19 protein-coding genes and 1 riboswitch are annotated in these 23,230 nt (G+C 62.1%); of the genes, 9 read left to right on the forward strand and 10 right to left on the reverse strand.

Features of this window, described 5'->3' with window-relative positions; all coding sequences use genetic code 11:
• Window positions 1–2 precede the first annotated feature (2 nt).
• The 8 genes from ACWPW0_RS07695 to ACWPW0_RS07730 all read right to left on the reverse strand — a co-directional run bounded on the left by ACWPW0_RS07695 (window position 3) and on the right by ACWPW0_RS07730 (window position 10,782).
• Window positions 3–1,028: a FecCD family ABC transporter permease gene (locus tag ACWPW0_RS07695; protein ID WP_454254936.1), complete on the reverse strand. Its 1,026-nt coding sequence runs from the start codon at window positions 1,026–1,028 to the stop codon at window positions 3–5.
• On the reverse strand, window positions 1,025–1,999 hold the full coding sequence (locus tag ACWPW0_RS07700; RefSeq protein WP_454254937.1) for an ABC transporter substrate-binding protein: 975 nt from the start codon (window positions 1,997–1,999) through the stop codon (window positions 1,025–1,027). Before ACWPW0_RS07700 ends, ACWPW0_RS07695 begins: the two co-directional genes overlap by 4 nt.
• Entirely contained in the window at window positions 1,996–2,781 is a 786-nt protein-coding gene (locus tag ACWPW0_RS07705) for an ABC transporter ATP-binding protein (RefSeq protein ID WP_454254938.1), read from the reverse strand. Before ACWPW0_RS07705 ends, ACWPW0_RS07700 begins: the two co-directional genes overlap by 4 nt.
• A gap of 39 nt (window positions 2,782–2,820) precedes the next feature.
• Complete coding sequence (locus ACWPW0_RS07710; protein WP_454254939.1) at window positions 2,821–4,983, reverse strand: TonB-dependent receptor; 2,163 nt, start codon at window positions 4,981–4,983, stop codon at window positions 2,821–2,823.
• Between the two features lie 109 nt (window positions 4,984–5,092).
• Window positions 5,093–5,297: riboswitch (cobalamin riboswitch) on the reverse strand.
• A gap of 101 nt (window positions 5,298–5,398) precedes the next feature.
• Window positions 5,399–6,451, reverse strand: coding sequence for an AraC family transcriptional regulator ligand-binding domain-containing protein (locus tag ACWPW0_RS07715; protein WP_447590653.1), 1,053 nt, complete (start codon window positions 6,449–6,451; stop codon window positions 5,399–5,401).
• A 309-nt stretch (window positions 6,452–6,760) separates the two neighbouring features.
• Window positions 6,761–8,146: a DUF1254 domain-containing protein gene (locus ACWPW0_RS07720; RefSeq protein WP_454254940.1), complete on the reverse strand. Its 1,386-nt coding sequence runs from the start codon at window positions 8,144–8,146 to the stop codon at window positions 6,761–6,763.
• Between the two features lie 59 nt (window positions 8,147–8,205).
• Window positions 8,206–9,540 carry a DUF1329 domain-containing protein gene (locus tag ACWPW0_RS07725; RefSeq protein ID WP_454254941.1) on the reverse strand — a complete coding sequence of 445 codons (1,335 nt, stop codon included), beginning with the start codon at window positions 9,538–9,540 and terminating at the stop codon, window positions 8,206–8,208.
• A gap of 9 nt (window positions 9,541–9,549) precedes the next feature.
• Window positions 9,550–10,782: a DUF1302 domain-containing protein gene (locus ACWPW0_RS07730; protein ID WP_454256711.1), complete on the reverse strand. Its 1,233-nt coding sequence runs from the start codon at window positions 10,780–10,782 to the stop codon at window positions 9,550–9,552.
• A gap of 217 nt (window positions 10,783–10,999) precedes the next feature.
• Here ACWPW0_RS07730 and ACWPW0_RS07735 point away from each other — a divergent pair, with 217 nt between their 5' ends.
• From ACWPW0_RS07735 to betI, 6 genes are all read left to right on the forward strand, one after another.
• The gene (locus tag ACWPW0_RS07735) at window positions 11,000–11,983 is read left to right on the forward strand and encodes an AraC family transcriptional regulator ligand-binding domain-containing protein (RefSeq protein WP_454254942.1); all 984 of its coding nucleotides are present in this window, start codon (window positions 11,000–11,002) and stop codon (window positions 11,981–11,983) included.
• A gap of 502 nt (window positions 11,984–12,485) precedes the next feature.
• Window positions 12,486–13,979: an aldehyde dehydrogenase family protein gene (locus tag ACWPW0_RS07740; protein WP_454254943.1), complete on the forward strand. Its 1,494-nt coding sequence runs from the start codon at window positions 12,486–12,488 to the stop codon at window positions 13,977–13,979.
• A 10-nt stretch (window positions 13,980–13,989) separates the two neighbouring features.
• The gene (locus tag ACWPW0_RS07745) at window positions 13,990–15,174 is read left to right on the forward strand and encodes an iron-containing alcohol dehydrogenase (protein WP_454254944.1); all 1,185 of its coding nucleotides are present in this window, start codon (window positions 13,990–13,992) and stop codon (window positions 15,172–15,174) included.
• Between the two features lie 64 nt (window positions 15,175–15,238).
• A complete protein-coding gene (locus ACWPW0_RS07750; RefSeq protein ID WP_447722254.1) occupies window positions 15,239–16,675 on the forward strand; it encodes a purine-cytosine permease family protein in 1,437 nt (478 codons plus the stop codon).
• Between the two features lie 187 nt (window positions 16,676–16,862).
• Window positions 16,863–18,215, forward strand: a complete 1,353-nt coding sequence (locus tag ACWPW0_RS07755) for an OprD family porin (protein WP_454254945.1) — start codon at window positions 16,863–16,865, stop codon at window positions 18,213–18,215.
• A 224-nt stretch (window positions 18,216–18,439) separates the two neighbouring features.
• Entirely contained in the window at window positions 18,440–19,087 is a 648-nt protein-coding gene (gene betI, locus ACWPW0_RS07760) for a transcriptional regulator BetI (RefSeq protein ID WP_454254946.1), read from the forward strand.
• 70 nt (window positions 19,088–19,157) lie between these two features.
• Here the strand turns inward: betI and ycaC are convergent, their stop codons facing one another.
• Both ycaC and ACWPW0_RS07770 read right to left on the reverse strand, forming a co-directional pair.
• Complete coding sequence (ycaC, locus tag ACWPW0_RS07765; RefSeq protein WP_454254947.1) at window positions 19,158–19,784, reverse strand: isochorismate family cysteine hydrolase YcaC; 627 nt, start codon at window positions 19,782–19,784, stop codon at window positions 19,158–19,160.
• Window positions 19,785–19,831: 47 nt separating this feature from the next.
• Window positions 19,832–20,698 carry a pirin family protein gene (locus ACWPW0_RS07770; RefSeq protein WP_454254948.1) on the reverse strand — a complete coding sequence of 289 codons (867 nt, stop codon included), beginning with the start codon at window positions 20,696–20,698 and terminating at the stop codon, window positions 19,832–19,834.
• 123 nt (window positions 20,699–20,821) lie between these two features.
• Between ACWPW0_RS07770 and ACWPW0_RS07775 the strand changes: the two genes are divergently transcribed.
• The 3 genes from ACWPW0_RS07775 to ACWPW0_RS07785 all read left to right on the forward strand — a co-directional run bounded on the left by ACWPW0_RS07775 (window position 20,822) and on the right by ACWPW0_RS07785 (window position 22,975).
• Window positions 20,822–21,727 carry a LysR family transcriptional regulator gene (locus tag ACWPW0_RS07775; protein ID WP_454254949.1) on the forward strand — a complete coding sequence of 302 codons (906 nt, stop codon included), beginning with the start codon at window positions 20,822–20,824 and terminating at the stop codon, window positions 21,725–21,727.
• Between the two features lie 355 nt (window positions 21,728–22,082).
• Window positions 22,083–22,487 (forward strand): hypothetical protein, encoded by a 405-nt coding sequence (locus ACWPW0_RS07780; RefSeq protein ID WP_454254950.1) that lies wholly within the window; start codon window positions 22,083–22,085, stop codon window positions 22,485–22,487.
• Window positions 22,488–22,591: 104 nt separating this feature from the next.
• The gene (locus ACWPW0_RS07785) at window positions 22,592–22,975 is read left to right on the forward strand and encodes a hypothetical protein (RefSeq protein WP_454254951.1); all 384 of its coding nucleotides are present in this window, start codon (window positions 22,592–22,594) and stop codon (window positions 22,973–22,975) included.
• The last annotated feature ends 255 nt before the right edge of the window (window positions 22,976–23,230 follow it).

The raw sequence follows: 23,230 nt of genomic DNA on the forward strand, positions 1-23,230 counted from the left end.
GGTCAGCGCCTGCGTCGTAGCAGCATGATGAAGAACAACCCGCCGATGGCTGCAGTGGCGATGCCGATGGGCAGGTCTTCAGGGGCGATCAGGGTGCGGGCGGCCACGTCGACCCAGACCAGAAAGAGCGCGCCGAGCAGAGCGCTGACCGGCAGCAGGCGGCGGTGCTCGGCACCCACCAGGCGGCGTGCCATGTGCGGCACCATCAAACCGACGAAGCCGATGGCGCCGGACAGCGATACCAGTACGCCGGTAAGCAACGAGGTGCAGATGAACACGTGCAGGCGCAGGCGCCGCCCGCTGAAACCAAGGCTGACGGCGGTCTGCTCGCCGCTCATCAGGGCATTCAGGCCGCGCGCCAGAACCAGCAATGCGCCCAGGCCGATCACCACGCACAGCGCCGGCAACCAGACCACTTCCCAGCGGGCTGCGCCCAGGCCACCGAGCATCCAGAACACCACCGAACTGGTGGTGTGGTGATCGCCGGTATAGAGCAGCAGGTTGACCAGGGCCATCAACACGAAGGACACCGCCACGCCGGCCAGCAGCAGGCGGTCACTTTCCAGGCGGCCGCCATGGCTGGCCACCGCGAGCACCAGGACCATGCTGCCCGCCGCGCCGATGAAGGCCGCCAGCGGCAGGCTGAACACGCCGATGAAGTCGCCCAGGTAGAGCATCACCAGCACCGCGCCAAGGGCGGCGCCGGAGCTGACGCCGAGCAGGTGCGGGTCGGCCAGCGGGTTGCGGGTGACGGCCTGCAGCGCAGTGCCGACCAGCGCCAGGCCGGCCCCCACCAGGGCGCCGAGCAGCACCCGCGGGGCGCGGATCAGCCAGACGATATGTTCCTGGCCCTTGCTCCAGTCCGCATCGACGTTCAGCCCCACCTGTTGAGCAAGAATGCCCCACACGTTGCCCAGCGGCACACTCGCCGGGCCAAAGGCCAGGGCGCTGACGCAGGAAACCAGCAGCAAGCCCAGCAAGCCGAGAACCAGCAGCCGATAAGCCGCCGTCGTGCGGATCAGCATCATGGCCGGGCCTCGGCGAATTGCTGTGGGTGCAGGTGACGGGCAATCAGCTCGACGGCGTCGGCGCTGACCACTGACGGTGTTACCTGCAGGTACGAGAGCACGATGAAACGTTGCTCGCGGATGGCATCGAGGGTTTGCAGGGCTGGGTGCTGCAGCAGGAAGTCACGCTTCTGCTGCCAGGTGCGTGAGCCGTAGTCGACGATCAGGATGTATTCGGGATTGCGTTCGACCACGCTTTCCCAGTTGACCTGCGTCCAACTGGCCGCGACATCGTCCATGATGTTGCGCCCGCCGGCGGCCTCGATCAGCGCTTGCGGCATGCCCAGGCGTCCCGACGTACCGGGGCGGTCCTCGCCACTGTCGTAGAGGAAGACACTGGGTGTGTCGTGCACATCGGCCAGGCGTGCACGTACGGCGGCCACCTGCTCGCGCATGCCGGCCACCAGCTGCTCGGCGCGGGGCTCCACGGAGAAGATTCGCCCCAGGTTGAGCAGGTCACGGTACAGGTCGTCGAGGCTGGCTGAGCGTTGGGCCATGATCCGTGAGCAGGACTCGCTCAGTTCGTAAACAGGGATGCCGAAGGGCGCCAGGGTGTCCGGGGTGACCGGGCCGCCGACGTGCATGCCGTAGCTCCAGCCGGCGAAGAAAAAGTCGGCGTCGACGTCCAGCAGGGTTTCCAGCGAGGGATAGCGGCTGGCCAGCTCGGGCATGTCACCGAGTGCCTCGCCCAGTGCCGGGTCGACGGCTTTCCAGCCGGTGATGCCGGTGTAGCCCACCATGCGTTCACGCAGGCCGAGGCTGATCAGCATGTCGGTCATGTTGATGTCATGGCTGACCGCGCGCTGCGGCGGTTTGCTGTAGGTCGCCTCGCGGTCGCAGCTGCGCAGGGTCAGCGGGTACTCGCTGGCGTTGGTGGCGGCGGGCAGGGCGAGCAGGACCAGCAGCAGGCTGAACAGACAACGTGTGTTCATGGGTGGGGAATCCAGGTGATGCGTGGGCAGTCGGCGAGCGGATGGGCGTCGACCAGGGCGTGCACGCCGAAGACCTGCAGCAGGCGCTCGGCGGTCAGTACCTCGCTGGGCGTGCCGTGGGCGACGATGCGTCCGCCGGCGATGACATACAGGCGGTCGCAGAAGGCGGCAGCCAGGTTGAGGTCGTGGAAGCTGGCCAGGGTACTCAGGCCCAGCTGGCGCAGATGGCGCAGCAGTTCCAGTTGATAGCGCGGGTCGAGGTGGTTGGTCGGCTCGTCGAGAATCAGCAGGCCTGGACGCTGCACCAGGGCACGGGCCAGCAGCACGCGCTGTTTTTCTCCGCCGGACAGCGTGGCGAACGCGTGGTGTGCCGCCGGGGTCAGGCCAACGTTGTGCAAGGCTTGCACGACACGGGCAGCATCGTCTGCGGTGTCGCTGTCGAACAGCCCCTTGTGTGGCGTGTGGCCCATGGCGACGACATCGGTCACGCTCAGGCCGAATTCCTGGGGGAACTCCTGCAGCACCACGGCAATGCGTTGCGCACTCCAGCGTGGCGTCTGTTGCCAGAGGTCCTGTCCGTCGAGTGTCACGCTGCCGCCAGTCGGTTGATTGAACCGATAGGCGCAGCGCAGCAGGCTGGTCTTGCCGCTGCCGTTGGGGCCGATCAGCCCGACGAATTCGCCTTCATCAACCTGCAGGTCGATGTTCTGCAGCAACCAGTGCGGCTGGCCGCGAGCCTGGGTCGCGGCCCACGACAGGTCGTTGAGCATCAGGGATGACATACGGGCTCCAGAGCGGGCGCCGAGGCGCCCGCAGCACGGTCAGAAGCTGTAATCAGCGGTGACGAAGAACGAGCGCGGTTCGCCCATCAGCCACTGTCTGCCGGCGTTGCCGGACGTGGTGGCGTATTGGCGGTCGAACAGGTTGTTCAACTGCAGCCCCAGGGTCAGGTCACGCTGTACATGCCAATCGAAATTGGCGTCCACCACGGTGTAGCTGGGCACGACCAGGGTGTTGGCATTGTCGGCATAACGGGCGTCGACATAGCGCGCACCGGCTCCGGCGCTGAAGGCCTGGCCGAAGTCCTTGCTCAGCCACAGGTTGGCGGTTCGGCGCGGCACGTTGGACGGACGATTGCCATCGCGGCTATAGGCGACGCCGGCGACGGTCTCGTTGAAGTCGTCGAACTCGGCGCGCACGAAGGCGGCGTTGGCCGACAGACGCCAGTCATGAGCCAGGTTCAGCTCGAGGGAGGCCTCCAGGCCATCGGAAGACTGCTGGCCAACCTGCTGGCTGATGGTGGGGTTGATCGGGTCGCGGCTGATGAGCTTTTTCTTGACGATATGGTAAGCCGCCAGGGTCCACTCGCCGCGGCCGTCGAGGAACTGCTGCTTGAGGCCGATCTCGGTCTGTTTGGCTTCGGTCAGGTCCCATTGCTGGTCGGCAACGCCCAGTGTCAGCAGGTTGCTCACGCCATCGGTACTGGTGGCGTACTGGCCATAGAGGGACAAATCATCCGTAGCGGAGAACACCAGGCCGAGACGCCAGTTGCCACCGCTCAGGCTGCGGTCGCTGCGGGTGTTCTTGAGCAGGTCGTCGCGGTCCAGGTGCACCTGGTCCTTGCGAATGCCACTGACCAGCGAAAGACGCTCGAACAGTTGTGTCTGGTTTTCCGCGAACAGCGAGAACTGCTTGATCTGGCTGTGCTCGCCCGGTGCGTAAGGGGCGTTGCTCAGGTAACCGCCACCACCGGATTGCGAGAGCGGAACGCTGCTGCTGGACGTGTTGCTGAAGTCGTGGTTACGCACGAAACGGATCGAGTTGTAATCGACGCCAACCGCCGTCTTGCTGTCCAGGCCGAACAGGTGGTGGTTCAGCGTGAACGTCTGGCGATCGCCGATCTGCTCCTGCTCGTGCTTGATGCGGTAGTAGCCCTTGCGCTCCACCCTGTCACCCGGCAGCCAGCTGTAGGTCTCGGCGTTACGCCAGTAGCGATTGGTCTTGAGGAAGTACAGCTGGTTGCTGGCGCTCAGGGCGTCAGTGATCTGCCAGTCGGTGGTCAGCCGCGTCCATTGGTCGTTGTAGTGGTTATCGGCATTGGCGATGTTGTAGTTCTTCTTGCGCAGGCTCTCACGGTAGTGACCGTTGACCAGGGGCGTGCCGAAGTAGGACGGGGGCTCGATATCGCCATAGTCATGGGCGAGGGTGAAGCTGAGGTCGTCATTGGCGTCCCAGCGCAGGGCGCCGCTGATGGCCAGGCTCTTCGAGTCGCCACGGTCGACCGAGCCATTGCTGGCTTGCTGGTTGAGGGTGAAACGATAGCTCCAGGCATCGTCTAGCGAGCCGCCGCTGTCGAACGCGGTCTGGCGGCGGTCATAGGAGCCGTAGCCAACGCGCAGGTGGTTGCGGATCTCGCCGCTGAACGGTTTTTTCGACACGGTATTGATGACCGCACCGGTGGCGCCTTCGCCATACAGCACGGAGGCCGGGCCGCGCAGCACGTCGATGCGTTCCACCGACCAGGTGTCGACCGGGAAGGTCACGGTGCCGGCGCCGATGTACAGGCGGGTGCCGTCATACAGCTGCATGACCGAGGTGTGCCCGGTGAAGCCGCGTGCCGCCAGTGCGGTCCCGCCATTGCCGACCGCCCCCATGTAGGAAATACCGGGGGAGCGTGTCACGGCTTGCTGGATGGTGGCGTTGTTGCGGTTGCGTACGTCGTCGCCGGAGATGCTGGTGACGCTGGCCGGGGTCTTCAGGGCGCTCAGGCCCAAGCGCGAGCCGGCAGGCAGCGGGGTGTGCAGGTCAGGGCGTTCGGCCTGCTGGTCGGCGGTGTCGGTGATCGCCGTCGAGGGCAGGGCCAATACCTTGTCGGCGGGCTCCTGGGTAGCCGCGATGCTAGGCAGGGAAAGCGCAACCAAAGGAGTCAGACCAGCACGCAGGGAGTTGCGCGCCAGGAACTGGAACAGGGAATTACGGGACATGTCGTTCCACTTAATGCAGGAATGAATGAATCCCGGAGGGAACAACGCATAGGGAACCGCAGGCGCAGAAAGCCCACGGAAACCGGCCTGCGCCCGCCCACCGCGGGTTTGCCAAACAACGTCTCAGGCCGGTCTCCGGGCTTGCGAGGGTCATGAGGCATTCACCTTCCCATGCCGAAGCACAGTGGTCTGTCGAATGCATCGCTCGCTTACCGTTGCGGGGGCAGCACCGGACTTGTCATGGAGATGACGCACCGGTTTCCCGTTTCACCCCATGCACGGCGGCAGGGGGCACCTGAAAACAGCCGGGCATCTGATCATCGAACGTCAATCGAGTCAACGCGAGGAGCCGCTTTGCAGGATGTTTTTTGCGTACACGGATTTCAGCCTTGCGATTGGCTGCAAGAGGAAAGGCTCAGGCGTCCTTGGCCGTTTCGAGTTGGCGGCGATACTGGTTGGGCGTGCAGCCGCGCCAGCGTACGAAGGCCCTGATCAGGCCGCTGGACGTGCTGAAACCGACGCGGCTGGCGACCGTCTTGAGCAGCAGGGCGGGGTCGTTCAGCAAGGTCAGTGTCAGCTCTTCGCGGGTCTGGTCGAGCAGGCGGGCGAAGTTCAGCCCCTGCCGTTCGAGGGAGTCGTGCAGGGTTTTGACGGGCAGTTGCAGGGACTCGGCCAACTGCTCGAGGCTTACCGGGCCACCCAGCATATCGGCCAGACGTGCGCGCAGGGCACTCAGGGGCAGCGGCATGCCGCACTCGGCGAGGTAGGCCAGGATCGGTTGTTCGACCTGGGCGAGCAGGCGTGGATTGGCGCCGGGAGAGGGCATGTCCCAGGCTTCGGCCTTGAATACCAACGCCGAGCTTTCCTGGCCAAAGGTGACGGGTACCTTCATGCTCGACCAGTAGCTGCGGCTCTCGGGGTCGGGGCTGATGAAGTCCAGGCGCCGCAGGAATTGATCGGCAGGCACTCCCGTCTGTTTTTCGAACAGGCGCAGGTGCATCGCCATGAAGTAATCACGCGCGGCCATGGCCGGAAGCGGCCCGCTGATCTGGGTGAACTCCAGGCGCCAGTCGCCGTGTTCGTCCTGATAGAGCTCGCTGCGCGGTACGTTGCTGAGCAGGATCAGGTAATGCATGTAGCGCTTCACCGATTCGCCCAGCGTGGCACTGCTGCTGAGTGCGATATCGATGCCGTGCAGGTCGGAAGGGCACTGGTGGCGGGAGGCCTTCAGGCCGAACGCCGGGTCGCCGGTCAGCGCCACGCAGTAATCCCACAGGGGCTTGAGCCGGATCATCGGCAGGCGCAGTTCATTGTCTTCCTGAACCTGCGGTGCAATGTCTACATGGCGCAGCACGGGGATGGGGTCGATGCCGTAGTCCAGGCGCAAAGTAGTGGTAATGGCACGCACGACCGTCGCCAGCGTGGTGCTGGTCACGGCATCGGAGAGATTGAAGGACGATCGAGGCATGGGGGCACGAACCAGTCGTGTGGTGGTCACGTACTCTAATCCGCAGGGCTATCGGCAGCAAACCGGCTACGTTGGCAGGGACACAGTGAGGGCTAGGGGCCGTTGCCGTTTCGACATGAAGGGCCGGATTAAGGCAATTGCGGACACCGCAGTTGGTGGGCTAAAGCCCACCCTACAGATCTGGCAACCCGCGTAGGGTGGGCTTCAGCCCACCAGTCGGCGCGTCATGAAACGCAAACGTCGAACGTCCTTAGCTGCCTTCTTGGGCCACAAAAAAACGCCCCGATGATGAGTCGGGGCGCAAGGGCGTCAATCGAGGCGCTTGATGGCCGGTGGCTGCCAGCTCTTGTCGAGAATGGCCTGCTCAGGCCAGTACAGGCGCAGGATGATGTTGAAGTTTTCTTTTGGTGCCGGGAGCCAGTTGGCCATTTGTTCCGGCTGCGTCGGGGCGTCGGCCTGGATGTACAGGTCGAGCGAGCCGTCGGCGTTGTAGTGCAGCCTGTCGCGGTCGCCGATGGCGAAGCGGTTGATCGGGTTGGCCACGAAGAACTGATTCTGATCGTACAGCGTCAGCGACCAGAATCCCTTTACCGCTGGCAGTTGGGCTTTGTCGAAGTGCAGCACATAGCGGTATTCACCTGACAGCGGTCGCTCTTCGGTGTCACGGCGCAGGGACGGGTAGATGGCGTCCTCGTTGAGGTTGGCGCCCAGGCCGAACTTGGCGACCATCGCGCGGCGTGGGTAGTCCGTGCCGTATTCGCCTATGTCGTAAGGAACGCGCCAGCCATTGTAGGACGGCATCTTGCCGATCAGGTTGTCGGTGTCGTTCAGCGCAGCGATCACCTTGCGGTAGCCGATCCAGGTCCCAAGCTGTTGCAGTGGCGACTGGTCCAGCGTGCAGGTATCGGTGAGCAGGCCGGCGTCACGCAGTTGCTGCAGGGCGGGCGCGTCAGCGCTGCGCGGCGGGTTGGCGCGCATCAGGTTGCAGACCGTGGTGAAGAACTCCGTGGACGACCATTTCGGTAGCTGCTGGTCCGGGGCGCGCTTGTCGATGGCAGGTGGCTGCCACGACGCTACGGCCTGCTTCGGCGCGCCGGTGCCCAGCCAGGCACTGAGCGGCGTGATGCTCATGCCGTCCTGCTGGGCGTGAACCTCGGCATAGTCGGATGGGCCGCTGCTGGTGATCCGGCCGATCATCCAGGCCAGGTTGGTCGGCGATTGCAGCAGCGCCATGCCAGGGGGGACTTCACCTTTCCAGCCCGGACCGGCGATCAGGTAGTCACGCGGGCCGTCGGGATAGGTGCGCGAGCCAGGGGAGGCGTACACGTTGGTCCAGGCATCCATGATCGGCATCATGTAGTAGCGGCCCTGCATATCCGGGATGTGCATGACGACCGGCTCGCTGCTCAGGTCGAGGCTGGCGGTCGAGTAGAGCGTGTCGGCGTTGGGCGAAACCACGGAGCGGAAGCTGGCGTCCGGGAACTGGCGCATGTGATGCATCCGGTTGAGCGGGACATTGTTGGCTTCGATCATGTAGCGCTGGGTGACTTCCATGAGCACCAGTGGATAGCCGAACAGATAGCCTTGGGCGGTGGCCTGAGCGTGATCGAGTACGGCCTTGCCGGCCAGGGCGCCGGCCACGAGGACGCCAGCACCGAGGCCGAGGCCCCAGCGGAGTTTGGTGGAACGTTGCATGGTTGAATCTCCTGACGAGACGCGAGATACCGGGGCCATCCGACCCCGGATGCGTTGACTCACTTGCCCAGACGTTTGAGCTGTGCAGGGGTGAACTCGGATTTGCTGACGGGGAAGTTGACCTCCATCCGTTTCGCCGCTTCGTTGGTCATCATGTTGGCGGCGTAGCGGCCGGAGATCATGTCGTAGGTCGCCTCCATGGCGGTCAGCGGCAGCTCCAGGTCATGCTGTTGCACCATGTAGGACTCGTAGTTGCGCCACAGCTCGCCACGGCTGTCGTAGATGTCCGACGCCATGATCTGCCAGGTGTCTTCATCGAGGTAGAAGCGACGCTTGGCGTAGACGTGACGGGCACCTGGCTTGAGGTTGGCCTCGACCACCCACACGCGGTGTTTCTCGTAGCGGGTGAGGTCGGTGTTGATATGGCCGGGCTTGAGGATATCGGCGTACTTCACGCTCTTGCTTGCCAACTGGTAGGAGTTGTAGCCGACCAGCAGCTCCTGCTTGCCGATCAGTTTCCAGTCATAACGATCCGGCGCGCCGTTGTAGCCATCGACGCTGTCGTTGGTCACCTGGCCGAAGCTGTAGCGGGCGCTGCTGTCGTACGCCACGGTCGGTGCACGGCGCACGCGGCGCTGACCGGGGATGTACTGCCAGGCGGAGCGGGGTTCTGCCACCTGGTTGAGCGGCTCCTGGACCAGGGTGACCTCACCGGAAAAACGCGACGGCGAGCGGGTCAGGATGCGGTTGTAGAACAGGATGTTGTCGTTCGGGCCGACATCCGTGAGGTTCTCGCGGAAGCCGCTCAGGGCTTCGTAGACAACGAGGGTGTAGTCACCCCTTTCCTGCACGGTGGCAGAGGCAAGCTCGCGGCGCACCGAGCCGGCGCGAAAGCGGGTCATGTGGTTCCACATGACTTCCAGGGCTTCGGTGGGCTGCGGGAATGGCACGCCAAACATGTAGTTCTTGAGCCCATAGCCATGCTCGGTCAGCTCGACCTTGCTCAGGTTGGCGCGGTTTTCGTCGTAGTACTTCTGCGGCAGGCGGGCGCTGCGGTGCGTGGGGAATACACGCATGCGGTACTCGGGGTAGCGGGCGAACATCGCCTGCTGGCCGGGGCTGAGGTTTGCCTTGTATTGCGCCAGGTTGCTCTTGTCGATGATGACCAAGGGCTTTTCACCCGCGAACGGATCGGCATAGTCGCCATTGGCGCTCACGGCTGCCGCGCCAGGGGCCATGCCGCCGTCCCAGGTCGGAATGCTGCCGTCGGCATTGGCGGCGCGTTCGGCGCCCATGGGGGTGAGCTGCGTGTCGAACAGCGACGGGTCGTTCTGCTTGGCCTGAGCCAGTGGGCTCAGTGCGAATAGGGTCAGAGCGAGAGGTAATATCTTCATGGCTGATCCTTAGAAACTTGCTTTCAGGGTGACCGAGGCGAAGTCGCGGTCATCGATGGTGGAAAACTTGTTGCTGCCGAAGAAGTCGTTGTAGGCCAGCTCCAGCGAGTAGTTGTTGCGGTAGTCGAAGGTCAGCGAGACGCCTGCTGCCATTTGCCCTTCCTGGAAGTTCGGGCCGTAGCCCTCCACGTCATGGCGGAAGTTGATGGCCGGGGTAATGACGGTGGACGGGATCAGGCTTTCATAGGCAAGCGCACCACGCAGGCGATAGCCCCAGGAGAAGCCGGTGAAGTAGCCGTGGGTGTTGCAGTAGTCGGCGTTCTTCTTCGCTGCCTGGCCCGCGTTCAGCCCGCCCGGAGCCGCAGCGAAGCAGGCGGCACCGTTGTTCTGCACACGGCCGAACAGGGCGGCGCGGCCGAAGCGCTCCTTGTTCGGGTTCAGGTCGTCGATCCAGTTGGCGCCGACTTCGCCGGCCCAGATGAACTTCTCGGCACCGAGGATGTTGCTCACGCTGTCGGTCGCCCCCAGGCTGTACTGCCAGACTTTCTTGCGCGCATAGCCCTCGAACTCGCTGCCCAGGGCAGGCGACACGCCGTTGTAGATCGGTGTGCTGGCGCCGGCTCCGGCAATCACGGCAACGACATCGGAACCGTTGTAGTTCAGCGGTTGGTTGGGGCGATAGCTCAGCTCGGTGAATACCGCCGTAGTGCCGACCACACCGTTGAGGCTGATGCCGTAGAGGCGGATGTCTTCGACATAGGTAGTGCTGTATGTGCCCGTGGGCAGGGAAGCGCTGGTGACCACGGTGCCGTTAACGCTCGGTGTGCGGTTGTGGTACTTGGCGTAGTACAGGCCCAGCTCGGCATCGTTCCATGAGCTGATGGTCTTGCGCACTGCCAGGCCGTACTGGCCGGTATCGCGTGGGTGTTTGGTGCCCGCGCGGCTGGCATAGACACGGGCGCCGATGAGCTGATCGGTGGTGGCGTTGCCCGCCGGACCGATCAGCATTTCGGTCATTGCACAGCCTTCCTGGGTGTTGTCGCTGATCGAGAAGAAGGTGCCACAGCCATCGAGTACCGTGGGGCGGAAGTTGTACTGGTAGAAGCCCTCGAGGCTCAGGCTGTCGCTGAGGTCATAGTTGAAGCTGAGCATCTCGACCGGCAGCTGGCCTTCCTTGAGTTCTACCCCAGGGCGGTTGAACGCGGAGGCGTCCAGCGGGTTGATGGCGTTGATGCCGTCAATTCACCTGTTGTAATTGTTGTGGTATGCCCGTGAGCATCAATGGGCTGACGCGTCAAGATGTCAGCCTTATCATTGGCCGCAGCCGGCGGTGACCGGTGGGTGCAGGAACTATGGGAGAAATGCGTTGGAGTCGATGAGGCAGTGGCCGACAAAAAGTTTCCCCGAACACCGTAATAGGGCCTCGTTATGCCCCACCATAATCCTTGCGGCAGTACAAATGCTCGAAAGCCGCGGCATCGACCTGGATGAAGTGCAGAGTGCCTGGGGGGTGCGGCTGGCCAGTTTGCGCCAGCCCAACCTGCGTTTACCGGCCTTTCTGGTGCGGCGTTTCTGGGAGGTGGTACGCGCGTTCTGCGACGATCCTGCCATCGGGATCGCGGCGGCGCGTTTTGCTCCGGGGCAGTTGCTGGGGCTGGGCTACCTGATGCTGTTGCTGCCATCGCGCCTGGCAGCCTTGCAGACCCTGGAACATTACTGGCCGTTGGTTGCCGGCCACCTCGAACTGCGTCAATACGAGCGTGATGGGCTGCTGTACAGCGCACTGCTACCGAACCATGGCCTGTTGCCGGCGGCGGAAGAGATGGACTACTGGGCGTTTCGGCAGATCCAGCACATGAGGAGTTTGCCAGGGGCGCCTGGCGCGCTGGTCGAGCTGCGCCTGCACCGCCCCGAACCTGCCAACCCGGAGCCCTGGCTCCAGGGCGCCGGTATCCCCGTGCGTTTCGGTCAGCCACACAATGAGCTGGTGATGGACGTGCAGGCCTTGCGCAGCGAGCGCCCGGAAGGCAACCAGGCCGTGCAGCGCGCCCTGGAAAAGGCGCTGGAAGAGTATGCCCAGGAAACCGCCGGTGGTTCGGTGCTGGAGCTGGTGGCCGATGCGGTGCTGTCTGGCCTGGCCCATGACATCACCGCCGACGCCATTGCCGAACGCTTGCACCTGACACCACGCACCTTGCAACGCACCTTGTCGCGCGACGGCTGGGGGTTCAGCGCCATGGTCGACCTGCAACGTCGCTACCTGGCCCAGGACCTGCTGCAGGATGCCAACATGAGCCTGGAAAGGGTCGCCGAGCAGCTCGGCTATAAAGAACCGGGCAGTTTCCAGCGCGTCTTCCGCCGCTGGTATGGCATGACGCCCAGTGCCTATCGCGAGCGGCACGGTATAAGTGGCCATGCAGTGGGCAGTGCGTTGCCGGAGTAGGGCGTGTTACAGGTCCGATGAGCCATGCTGGCTCTTGCGGGCGCCGCCTTGCGCTCCGGCTTTTTGCACACGGGGTGTGCATGAGCTGAACGATTGCCATCAGCCGACGGCAACGATCTGCACATTTCCAGCGACACTCGCTCCGCTGACCAGGCCATAGCATTTTTCTCCATCAGGCTGCTTCTGTATCTCTCTTCGGTAGGCAGATTTTTTCTCTGAATGAAGCCGCGAATTTTCCGTTCGCGAGCGTCTCTGCATCCGCTTTCTCCGCAGCCCCATGCGCAATTACCTGATGAACGGCACAGGCTTGGCCTGTCGATCGGCCCCTCTCCATATCTGCTGGATGCCACGCCCTACAAGGCCTCAGGCACTTCTCTTGCTGATTTTTCCGTGGAACCTACTACTGAATTTATTTTCAATAATGGCTTTCGCTTCTATTGAATGAGTTTTCAGTATGATCTAGCATCGCCGCAGCCTGAAAAGAACAAAACGAGGTGTTGCAGTGACGCAAGTCAAAGACCGTGCCTATTGGTTCGAGAAGCGTGAAACGTTGCAGATCGAAGGCCGTGCCTTCATCGACGGCGCCTACGTCGATGCCTGCAAGGGTGCGACGTTCTGTTCGTACAGCCCCATCGATGGGCAGCCGCTGGCCACCGTTGCCGCGTGCACCGATGCCGATGTCAATCTTGCGGTAGCCGCCGCACGTCGCAGCTTCAATGCCGGCGTCTGGGCCGATCTGCCGCCCCGCGAACGCAAAGCCGTATTGCTCAAATGGGCTGCGCTGATGCAGGCCCACCTAGAAGAGCTGGCCCTGCTCGAAAGCCTCGACAGCGGCAAGCCGATCAGTGACACCACGGGCGGTGATCTGCCTGGCACGATCTATTGCCTGGAATGGTTCGCCGAGCTGGTGGACAAGGTGCACGGCGAAGTGCCGGCTATCGATCCGCAGTTCTTCGGCACCGTGACGCACCAGCCGCTGGGCGTGGTCGCGGCCGTGGTGCCATGGAACTACCCGCTGCTGATGGCCGCCTGGAAGTTTTCCCCGGCATTGGCTGCGGGCAACAGCGTGGTGCTCAAACCCTCGGAAAAATCGCCGCTCACGGCGTTGCGCATTGCCGACCTGGCGCTGCAAGCCGGTATCCCGGCTGGCGTGTTCAACGTAGTGCCTGGTGACGGCAGCGTGGGCCGCGCACTGAGCCTGCACCTGGATGTGGACTGCATCGCCTTCACCGGTTCCGGCAAGGTCGGTCGCCAGATCGCCGCCAATGCCGCGTCGTCCAACCTCAAGCGCGTCTGGCTGGAGCTGGGTGGCAAGTCGGCCAATATCGTCATGGCCGATTGCCCGGATATCCCGCGTGCCGCTGCCTCGGCTGCTGCCGCCATCTTCGCCAACATGGGACAGATCTGCAGTGCCGGCTCGCGTCTGCTGGTGCAGCGAGCAGTGGCCGACGAGCTGATCGCGGAACTGATCGAAGCGGCCAAGGGCTACCAGCCGGGCCATCCGCTGGACCCACAGAGCGTCACCGGCTCGATCATCGACCGCATCCAGTTCGAGCAAGTGGCGCGCTACATCGACATCGGCAAGCAGGAAGCCCGGTTGCTGGCGGGCGGCAATGCGTTGTCGCTGGCGGGCGAGGGCGCCTACCTGGAGCCGACCATCTTCCTCGCCGACGCCAATGCGCGTATCGCCAACGAAGAAATCTTCGGCCCGGTGCTGACGGTCATCGTCTTCGACACTCTCGAAGAGGCCATCGCCATTGCCAACCAGACCGAGTACGGCCTGGCCGCGGCGGTGTGGTCTTCGAACATCGACACCCTGCGTACCGCGACCCGCGCACTCAAGGCCGGGACGGTATGGGGCAACTGCTATGACGAACTGGTGGACATGAACTTCCCGTTCGGTGGCTTCAAGGAATCCGGAAATGGTCGGGACAACTCCGCTCACGCGCTGAGCAAGTACACCGAGTTGAAATCAACCATCATCCGCTGCGGTTAAGGTGAGTTTCGTGCAAAGCAATCTGTCTCCTCTCAACCATCAGACGTGGACCGTTCCACTGCCGATGGAATACGGCCCTGGCGTGCGCAGCAAACTGGTCGCGCTGTGCCGTCAGTTCAACATCACCCGGCCGCTGATCGTGACCGACCAGGGCTCGCTGAACCTGCCCTTCGTGGCCGAGCTGCAGAACCTGCTCAATGACGACGGCCTGGCCTGCGGGTTGTTCGGCGGCATCGAGCCCAACCCCACCGACCATGCGGTCAAGGCCGGGGCCAAGGCCTATCAGGACTGGAACGCCGACGGCGTGATCGCCCTGGGTGGCGGCAGCGGCCTGGACGGCGGCAAGGCGGTGGCGTTGATCGCCCGCCAGCAGCATGTCGACCTGTGGCAGTTCGATTTCGATTGCCCGGTGCCCGAAGGCCTGAGCGCGGCGGATTTCCCGCCGGTGATCACCATCCCGACCACCGCCGGCACCGGTGCCGAAACCGAAAGCACGGCCATGCTCACGGACACCTCGCGTGGCATCAAGGGCTGCGTCTGGCATCCGCTGGCGCGCCCGGCGGCGGTGATCCTCGATCCCGAACTGACCCAGAGCCTGCCGGCCAACCTCACTGCCTGGACCGGCTTCGACGCCATCATCCATGCGCTGGAAGCCTACTTCGTACCGAGCTTCAACCCGCTCTGCGACGGGGCGGCGCTGCAGGCGCTGGACCTGCTCTGGCACTCCATCGACACCGCCGTGAATGAGGGCCGGGACCTCGAGGCGCGCGGCAAGATGCTGATCGGCTCGTGCCTGGCCGGCGTGGCGTTCCTCAAGGGCCTGGGCCTGGTGCATGCCCTCAGCCACATGGTCGGTGCGCGCTACAACACCCACCACGGCCTGACCAACGCGATCATCCTGCCGGTGGTCTTGCGCTTCAATCAGGAGGAGATCGCGCGCTGCCTCAAGCCGATCTCCCAGGTGCTTGACCTGCCGGATGCGCGTTTCGAGACCTTTTATGCCGCCGTCTGCGCCAAACTCGACAGCCTTGGCATTCCCAAGTCGTTGTCCGCACTCGGTGTGAAACAGGTGGATGTGGCTGATATCGCGCGCAAGTCCTTCGCCGATCCGGCCCGTCAGACCAACCCACGAGACAGCTCTCTGAGCGATCTGGAGGCGCTGCTCACGCAAGCCATCGATAACGCCCGCAGCTGAGCTGCGGGTCCCGTTCCACCCTGTGTGCCCTGATGCCAAGACCAATAAGAAAGGTGCAATGACCATGTCATCCAGTAGTGAAACCACGTCCAAAGGACGTCTCAACCTCGAAACCCGCTCCATCGATTACGTGCCCCTGGCCGAACGGCACGGCAAGGCCTGGCACTTGTGGCCGATCTGGTTCTGCGGTGAAGCCCACCTGACCACGCTGGCGGTCGGCATCATCGGTGTTGGCATGGGGGCCAACCTGTTCTGGTCGGCCGTGGCGATCATCCTCGGCTGTGCCTTCGGTACGCTGTTCATGGCCGGCCACTCCACCCAGGGCCCGCAGATGGGCCTGCCGCAGCTGATCCAGTCGCGTCCACAATTCGGCTACCTGGGGGCGCTGTTGGTGTACCTGGTGGCGATTGCCACCTACGTTGGCTACAACGCGTTCAACCAGTTGCTGGTCGGACAGACCCTGCATGAGTTGTTCGATGTGCCCGAGCATGGCTCGGCCATCGCCTTCTCGTTGCTGGCGATCATCATGGCCATCGCGGGCTACAACACCTTCCACAAGGTGCAGCGGTTCCTGGCGTTCTTCCTGATTGCGGTGATGGTGGTGTTCACCTTCGGGCTGTTCATCTTCGTGAAGCTGCCGGCTGACCAGATGAATGTTTCCGAATTCAAGGCCACGCCGTTCCTCGCGCAGTTCTTCGTCGCCGCCGCCTACCAGTTGAGCTGGGCGATCTACGTCTCCGATTACTCGCGCTACCTGCCGCCGAACATCAGTGTGCGTGGCTCGTTCTGGTGGACCTACCTGGGCGCCATGATCGGTGGTGTGTGGATGATGCTGATCGGTGCCCTGGCTGCTGCGCTGAGCCCCGGACAGAACCTGGCCAAGGGCCTGGTGCTGATGGGCAACTCGGTGTATGTCGGCTTCGGCGAGTTCCTGCTGATCCTGGCGGTGCTGTGCCTGGTGACCAGTGCGGCGCAGAACTTCTATGGCGCGTCGATCACCCTGTTGAGCATCGTCGACACGGTCAAGACCCAGAAGTCCACGCTGTTCAAGCGCATCCTGGCGATGCTGGTGGTGGGTGGTTCGGCGATCTTCATCGCGATGACCGCCTCGGACAACTTCGTCAAAGACTTCGGCGACTTCCTGGCCATCCTGCTGTACCTGTTCACCCCGTGGACGGCGATCAACCTGGTCGACTTCTACCTGGTGCGCCACGGCAAGTTCTCCATCCGCGAGATCTTCAAACCCAACGGTATCTACGGCAAGTGGAACTGGCGCGGTATTGGCGCCTACCTGGTGGGCTTCGTGGCAATGCTGCCGTTCTCCAACACCGGCCTGTACACCGGTTATGTGGCCGAGCGTCTGGATGGCGCCGACGTGAGCATGCTGATCGGCCTGGCCGTCTCGGCGCTGGTGTACTGGTGGCTGTGCCGCTCGCAGGACATCGAGAAAGAGCTGGCCCAGATCGACGAGCTGGATAAAGACCTGGAAAAAGGCCTCTGAGCGTCCGCTCACGATCCAGCGAGCCAGTGGTAACGCGTGGTGAAAACACTGAGCAACGGAGCGGGCTGTATAGGCTCCGCTGCTCAGGTCGCGCAGGTTGCATGGCAGCCTTGCGACGCGGCTTCACACGCGCCAGCCGCTGCCCGGCGGTTCGTGAGCATCTTCTGAACCATTTGGGAAAATAACAATGAACAAGCTTCCAAGTGCGGCCCCCTGGGCCCGTATGACCCTGCTCGCCCTCGCGGTACACCTGCCGACGCTGGCGCTGGCCAGCCAGCAAGCCGACAGCAAGGGTTTCATCGAAGATGGCAGCGCCACCTTGCTGGTGCGCAACTACTACTGGAACGCCCAGAACCAGGGCGACGGCCACCATGCCGATGCACGCAACAACCGTGATGCGCGCAACTGGACCCAGGGCTTTCTGCTCAACTACACCTCGGGCTTCACCCAGGGCACCGTCGGTTTCGGTATCGACGTGAACGGCTACCTGGGCCTGAAACTCGACGGCGGTGACGGCCATACCGGCACGCCGACCCTGCCGGTGAACGGCGATGGCCACTCGCCGAGCGATTTCTCCAAGCTCGGTGGCGCGGTCAAACTGCGTATCAGCAATACCGTGCTCAAGTACGGCTCGATGCAGCAGCCCACCGCACCGGTGTTCGCCGCCGGGGGCAACTACCTGCTGCCGCAGACGGCAACCGGCTTCAGCCTGACCAGCCAGGAAATCGAAGGGCTGGATATCGAGGCGGGGCACTTCACCGCCGGTACGGGCTCGGTCACCACCAGCGGCGACGGCGGTATCTACGCTGCCTATGCCGGTCAGGAAACCCGCGCCGCGGACTACCTGGGCGGGCGTTACACGGTCAACGACCAACTCAGCGTCGCGCTGTACAACGGTCGCTTCAAGGACCTGTGGAACCAGTACTACGGCAACCTGAACTTCGTCCAGCCGCTGGCGGACGGTCAGTCACTGAGCCTGGATGCCAACCTCTATCGCACCACCGACAGCGGCAGCGCCAAAGCTGGCGGTATCGACACCACGGCCTGGTCGTTGGCTGCCGGCTACACCCTCGGTGCGCACACCCTCACGCTGATCCACCAGTCGATCCACGGTGACCAACCCTTCGACTACGTCGGCCTGGGAAAACCGAGCGCCGGCTATTACGCCGACTCCATCTACCTCGGCAACTCGTCGCAGTACTCGGACTTCAACGCCCCGGGCGAGCGCTCCTGGCAGGTGCGGTACGACCTGGACCTGGCGAGCTATGGCCTGCCCGGCCTGAGCATGATGGTGCGGCACATCCGGGGTTCGGGTATCGACGGCAGCCACACCAAGGAATCGTCCGCCTACTTCGACCTGTACGGCAAAGGGGAGAAGGAGCATGAGACGGATCTCGAGGCACGCTATGTGGTGCCGGATGGCAGCCTGCGCGACCTGTCCGTGCGCCTGATGCACGCCTGGCACTCCGGTAGCGACTCCACCGGTGGCAGCACCCGCGAGCTGCGGCTGATTACCGAGTACCCGCTGAATATCTTCTGATCGTCGCTGTTCTGTAAAACCCGCCGCCCGCAACGGGCGGCGGTTTCCCTCAAGCGCTGAGTGCGCTTGCGATGGTTGCTGGCGTTCGCTCTACAACGCAATTCCTGCGCCTGCCGTGATGAAAATTGCTAAATTGTCGCCTCGCTCGAATGCCTCGACCTGTTTCCACAGGATCACGGGCGTGAAGCGATTCTATGAACGACGCGCATTAGGCAGGTTGATGCATGAGCACCGAGACACTCGCACCAGAGGTCAAGAAGCGACGGACCCGCGTCGAGCCAGAAGTGCGACGCAAGGCGATTGTCGAAGCGACGATGCGCTGCATCAAGCGCTTCGGTCATTCCGGTAGCACCATAGAGCGTATCTGCGCCGAGGCAGGCATTTCGGTCGGGTTGATCGGTCATCACTTTTCCAGCAAGGAAGAGCTGATGTTGTCCACCTACCAGGAACTGACCAACCAACTGCGTGAAGAGACCCGCAAGTTCCTGGAGATCAAGGGCGGTTCGGCCGAAGACCGGTTGCTGGCGATCATCCGTTCCTCCTTTCGCGGCAAGATCTTCAACGAATTCATCCTCACCACCTGGCTGGGCTTCTGGGGCGCCGCGGTGTCATCCGAGCAATTGCGCGCGCTGAACAAGAAGCTCTACAGCGATTACCGCAAGGAGCTGGAAGCGATGTTCAAGGCTGTTGCCATCGAGAAGGCCATCGCCCTCGATGCCCGCACCGGCGCCTTGACCATCACCGCGCTGATCGACGGCTTCTGGCTGGAGTGGGCGCTGGACCACAAGGCGTTCAGTGCCAAGAAGGCCGAGAAGTGCTGTGTGATGACCGCACAGCTGTTCATCAACGCCGGTGTGCCAAACGAGGCGTGAACCTCGCGTGTTCAGATAGACAAAGACCCGCCAATGGCGGGTCTTTGTTTTCCAGTGTGCCGGGCGGGCCTTACTGTTTCTGAGTCAGCTTGGTGTAGCTGGTGATGAGGTTGCGGTAGTCGGGAATGTGGTTGGAGAACAGGGTGCCCAGGCCTTCCACATCGTTGCGCCAGTCGCGGTGCAATTCGCAGGCTACGCCGAACCAGGTCATCAACTGCGCACCGGCGGCAGACATGCGGTTCCAGGCCGATTGCTGGGTCAGCTCATTGAAGGTACCGGAGGCATCGGTCACGACGAACACGTCGAAGCCTTCCTCGATGGCTGACAGCGCCGGGAAGGCCACGCAAACTTCGGTCACCACGCCGGCGATCAGCAGTTGCTTCTTGCCGGTGGCCTTGACGGCTTTGACGAACTCCTCGTTATCCCAGGCGTTGATCTGCCCGGGGCGGGCAATGTAGGGCGCGTCGGGAAACTGTTCTTTCAGTTCCGGAACCAGCGGCCCGTTGGGGCCTTCTTCAAAACTGGTGGTCAGGATGGTCGGCAGCTTGAAGTAGCTGGCGATACCGGCCAGGGCCAGGACGCTGTTCTTGAACTTGTCCGGGTCGATATCGCGTACCAGCGACAGCAGGCCGGTCTGGTGGTCCACCAGCAGGACAGCGACATCATTCTTGTCGAGACGAACATAAGGTTTAGTCATGGTGTTTCTCCTTGGGTTGAGGACTGTTGCCTGTGGTGGTAGCAACGCTACCGGGGGAGTTGGCCAAAACGGCCGTGGTTGAAGTCGTCGATGGCCTGGGCGATTTCCGCCTGGCTGTTCATCACGAACGGTCCATGCCCGACGATGGGTTCGTCGATCGGTTCACCGCCCAGCAGCAGAAAGACCGCATCGCTGCTTGCCTCCAGTTCGATGTCATGGCCACCGCGCTCGAATTGCGCCAATTGCCCTGACTGGATGGCGTGCGTGCCATTAATCAGCAGCGAGCCATGCAGTACCACCAGCGCAAAGGTGTGGCCCGGCAGGCTTTCGAACCGTGCCAGATGACCTTGGTTCATCTTCACGTCCCAGACCTGCATGGGCGTGAAGGTGCGGGCAGGCCCGGTGCGGCCATCGAAGGTGCCGGCGATAACACGTACGGCCCCTGCGCCATCCGGCAAATCGACCGTTGGGATCTGGGCGTCCAGCAGGGTTTGATACCCCGGTTCCGCACGTTTTCCGCTGGCGGGCAGGTTGACCCACAACTGGACCATCTCCAGCGTGCCGCCGGTTTTGCTGAAGGCCGGCGAATGGAGCTCCTCATGCAGGATGCCGTTGGCCGCGGTCATCCACTGCACGTCACCCGGTCCGATAAGACCGCCCGCGCCCGTGGAATCGCGATGCTCGACCTCGCCCTGGTAGACGATGGTCACGGTCTCGAATCCCCGGTGCGGATGCTGCCCGACGCCACGGGGACGAGCCGACGGCTCGAAGTGAGCAGGGCCGGCGTAATCCAGCAACAGGAATGGGCTCAGGTGGGCGCCGTGGCTGCCATAGTCGAACAGCGTACGCACGGGGAAGCCATCGCCTACCCAGTGCGGACGAGGCGCGCTGTAGATGCCGAGTACTTTCTTCATGGCGGATTCTCCTGAGGCATGAGACCAGGGTCTCGATAACGTGAAAGGAGAATAGATATGGGACGACAGACCCGGTAGAGGCTAATCTTTGCCTTCAGAGTCCTATCTGGTGAACGATGAGCCATGAGAGATCTCAACGACCTCTACTTCTATGTGCAGTCCGTGGAGCACGGTGGCTTCGCCCAGGCCGGGCGAGCGCTGGGCATGCCCAAGTCCAAACTCAGCCGACGCATTGCCCTGCTGGAAGAGAAGCTGGGCGTACGCCTGATCCAGCGTTCCACCCGTCGCTTCGTCATGACCGAAATCGGCCAGACCTACTACATGCACTGCAAGGCCATGCTGGTAGAGGCGGATGCCGCCGACGAGGCGATTGCCATCACCCAGGCCGAGCCATGCGGCACCGTGCGCATGACTTGCCCGGTCGCGCTGCTCGACGCACGCGTCGCCGACATGCTGGCAGCCTTCATGGTGGCTTATCCACGGGTACAGGTTCAGTTGGAGGAAACCAACCGCCGGGTGGACGTCGTGGGGGAGGGGATCGATATCGCCATTCGTGTGCGCCCACCACCCCTCGAAGACAGCGACCTGGTCATGCGCGTACTGGCCGACCGCGGCCAGTGCCTGGTCGCCAGCCCGAAAGTGCTGGCAGCATCGGGTGTGCCACAGACCCCCGCCGACCTGGCCGGCCTTCCCAGTCTGGCCCTGGGCTTGCCTCAGTACGATCACGTCTGGAACCTGATAGGCCCGGATGGACGGCAAGCAACCATCCGTCATGAGCCGCGCTTTATCACCCAGGGCATGTTCGCCCTGCGCACTGCGGCGGTTGCCGGCGTCGGCATCGTGCAACTGCCACGAATGATGGTCGAGGAACAGCTCGCCCGTGGCGAACTGATCCACGTCCTCCCAGGCTGGGCGCCACGTCGAGAAATCATCCACGCTGTGTTTGCCTCTCGGCGTGGATTATTGCCTTCGGTCAGGACGTTGGTGGATTTTTTGGCGGAGCGGTTTCAGGAGCTTAGGGAGGATTGAATTGAGGGGCTTATTTGGAGAGGGTGATTGGAGTTGAGCACTTATCAGTGCTTCGCTGTGATCCGCAAAGGCCAGCTTTCTCACGTTTCGACCTATAAACGGCAGCATTTTCCCGTTATCCCTGCAGTGAATTCGACACTTTTTCAGCGCAACTGCTAGACATGTCTGGCAGCTATGGCTAGCTTCTGGCCATCAGTCTCTCAGTGTGTCTGTCGTGTTTGTCACCTTTGATATATTAAAAATCAAAGGGGTGTTACCGCTCATGACAGATTAGCCGACACCACCGGGGGATTTTATGCGACAGCTATGACGCCTGATTTATAGTTAGGCACCACTACCACCCATGAAGATCGCAATGAAAAAGATAACTTTACTTATAAGCACAGTCTTATTGCTTTTAGCAGCTGCTTACTCGCTGGGCGAGATAACTTACTTTCTCAGAGGCATAATGCAGCGCACATACAACCTCACACCTCTAGCAGGAATTGCAGTTGGGAATATTATTTTCTCATGTGCACTACTACTAGCCATTAGCTCAATAAGAAAGCAAATTTCAAACAGCAAAATGGTCGCATCTGCCTACATCATCGCCGGTCTTATAGCCAGTTTCTCAATGCTTATTTACTACCTATTTCCCGGTCTCCCATCCTCAGTAAGCCTCATCAGTATTCTGTCTCCAGAATCACATATATCAATGGCTGGAGCTTTAATGGTTGCGCTCGGACTGTCCGCATTTTTACCTACGCGGAAGCAGGCATAGCTCATTGTTCTGTGCGCGCCTAACAAACGGTTCAGGACGTTCGCTTCGCTCACTGCGGGACCGGCTAAAGCCGGCCCCTTAACCAAACATTAGGAACATTACCTGTGCTTGGACGCATTGCACTAACCACCATGATGGTTCTTCTTTCTGCATGCGCTGCAACTGAAGTAGTTGATTGCCCACCACAAGAAAAAGACCTTGCCGAACTCAAAGAACTTCTTCAGCTCAATCCTGAGGAACTAGCAAAAGAAGAAGCAAAACTTTCCAGTCCCGCATTTTATGGAGTATATGGCTACTCCGTAAGCACTCCAGGGCTTTCAGACGATGTGATGGCTTGCCTGCATCAAAAAGCACAAATAAAACACATGCCTGGCACATCTGACATTTTGTGCAGCGATGAAATAGTTAATCTACAGCCGGCAGCTAAAAAGTTCGCAGAGCGTTATAATTCAGAACTGGCTCGCGGCATGGAGTTGAAATGCCCCTGATTATTGGTTCAGGTCGTTCGCTTCGCTCATTAGAACGAGCTAAAGCCCGCTCTTAGTCAAATTTCTTAGCCACACTTGGCTCTATATGCCCGGGTATACCAGCGCCTACCTGCTTCCTGGGTGGTCGCTATTCTGTGTTGAGTTGGCGTTTCAATTGGCTTCGTCGCAAGCCGAATTGGGCTGGCTGCTTTCCGACACGGTCTTACCGCTAGCTGGGACTGAATCCCATCTTCGACACATCCCAAACCCGAAAAC

Source organism: Pseudomonas sp. Marseille-Q8238, assembly GCF_965111915.1.

Bases quoted from the DNA above. Each gene is read 5' to 3' on its own strand.
- ACWPW0_RS07705 (WP_454254938.1), bottom strand. From the start codon at position 2,781: ATGTCATCCCTGATGCTCAACGACCTGTCGTGGGCCGCGACCCAGGCT.
- ACWPW0_RS07755 (WP_454254945.1), top strand. From the start codon at position 16,863: ATGAACAAGCTTCCAAGTGCGGCCCCCTGGGCCCGTATGACCCTGCTC.
- ACWPW0_RS07780 (WP_454254950.1), top strand. From the start codon at position 22,083: ATGAAAAAGATAACTTTACTTATAAGCACAGTCTTATTGCTTTTAGCA.
- ACWPW0_RS07715 (WP_447590653.1), bottom strand. From the start codon at position 6,451: ATGCCTCGATCGTCCTTCAATCTCTCCGATGCCGTGACCAGCACCACG.
- ACWPW0_RS07720 (WP_454254940.1), bottom strand. From the start codon at position 8,146: ATGCAACGTTCCACCAAACTCCGCTGGGGCCTCGGCCTCGGTGCTGGC.
- ycaC (WP_454254947.1), bottom strand. From the start codon at position 19,784: ATGACTAAACCTTATGTTCGTCTCGACAAGAATGATGTCGCTGTCCTG.
- ACWPW0_RS07710 (WP_454254939.1), bottom strand. From the start codon at position 4,983: ATGTCCCGTAATTCCCTGTTCCAGTTCCTGGCGCGCAACTCCCTGCGT.
- betI (WP_454254946.1), top strand. From the start codon at position 18,440: ATGAGCACCGAGACACTCGCACCAGAGGTCAAGAAGCGACGGACCCGC.
- ACWPW0_RS07700 (WP_454254937.1), bottom strand. From the start codon at position 1,999: ATGAACACACGTTGTCTGTTCAGCCTGCTGCTGGTCCTGCTCGCCCTG.
- ACWPW0_RS07770 (WP_454254948.1), bottom strand. From the start codon at position 20,698: ATGAAGAAAGTACTCGGCATCTACAGCGCGCCTCGTCCGCACTGGGTA.
- ACWPW0_RS07750 (WP_447722254.1), top strand. From the start codon at position 15,239: ATGTCATCCAGTAGTGAAACCACGTCCAAAGGACGTCTCAACCTCGAA.
- ACWPW0_RS07695 (WP_454254936.1), bottom strand. From the start codon at position 1,028: ATGATGCTGATCCGCACGACGGCGGCTTATCGGCTGCTGGTTCTCGGC.
- ACWPW0_RS07725 (WP_454254941.1), bottom strand. From the start codon at position 9,540: ATGAAGATATTACCTCTCGCTCTGACCCTATTCGCACTGAGCCCACTG.
- ACWPW0_RS07775 (WP_454254949.1), top strand. From the start codon at position 20,822: ATGAGAGATCTCAACGACCTCTACTTCTATGTGCAGTCCGTGGAGCAC.
- ACWPW0_RS07735 (WP_454254942.1), top strand. From the start codon at position 11,000: ATGCTCGAAAGCCGCGGCATCGACCTGGATGAAGTGCAGAGTGCCTGG.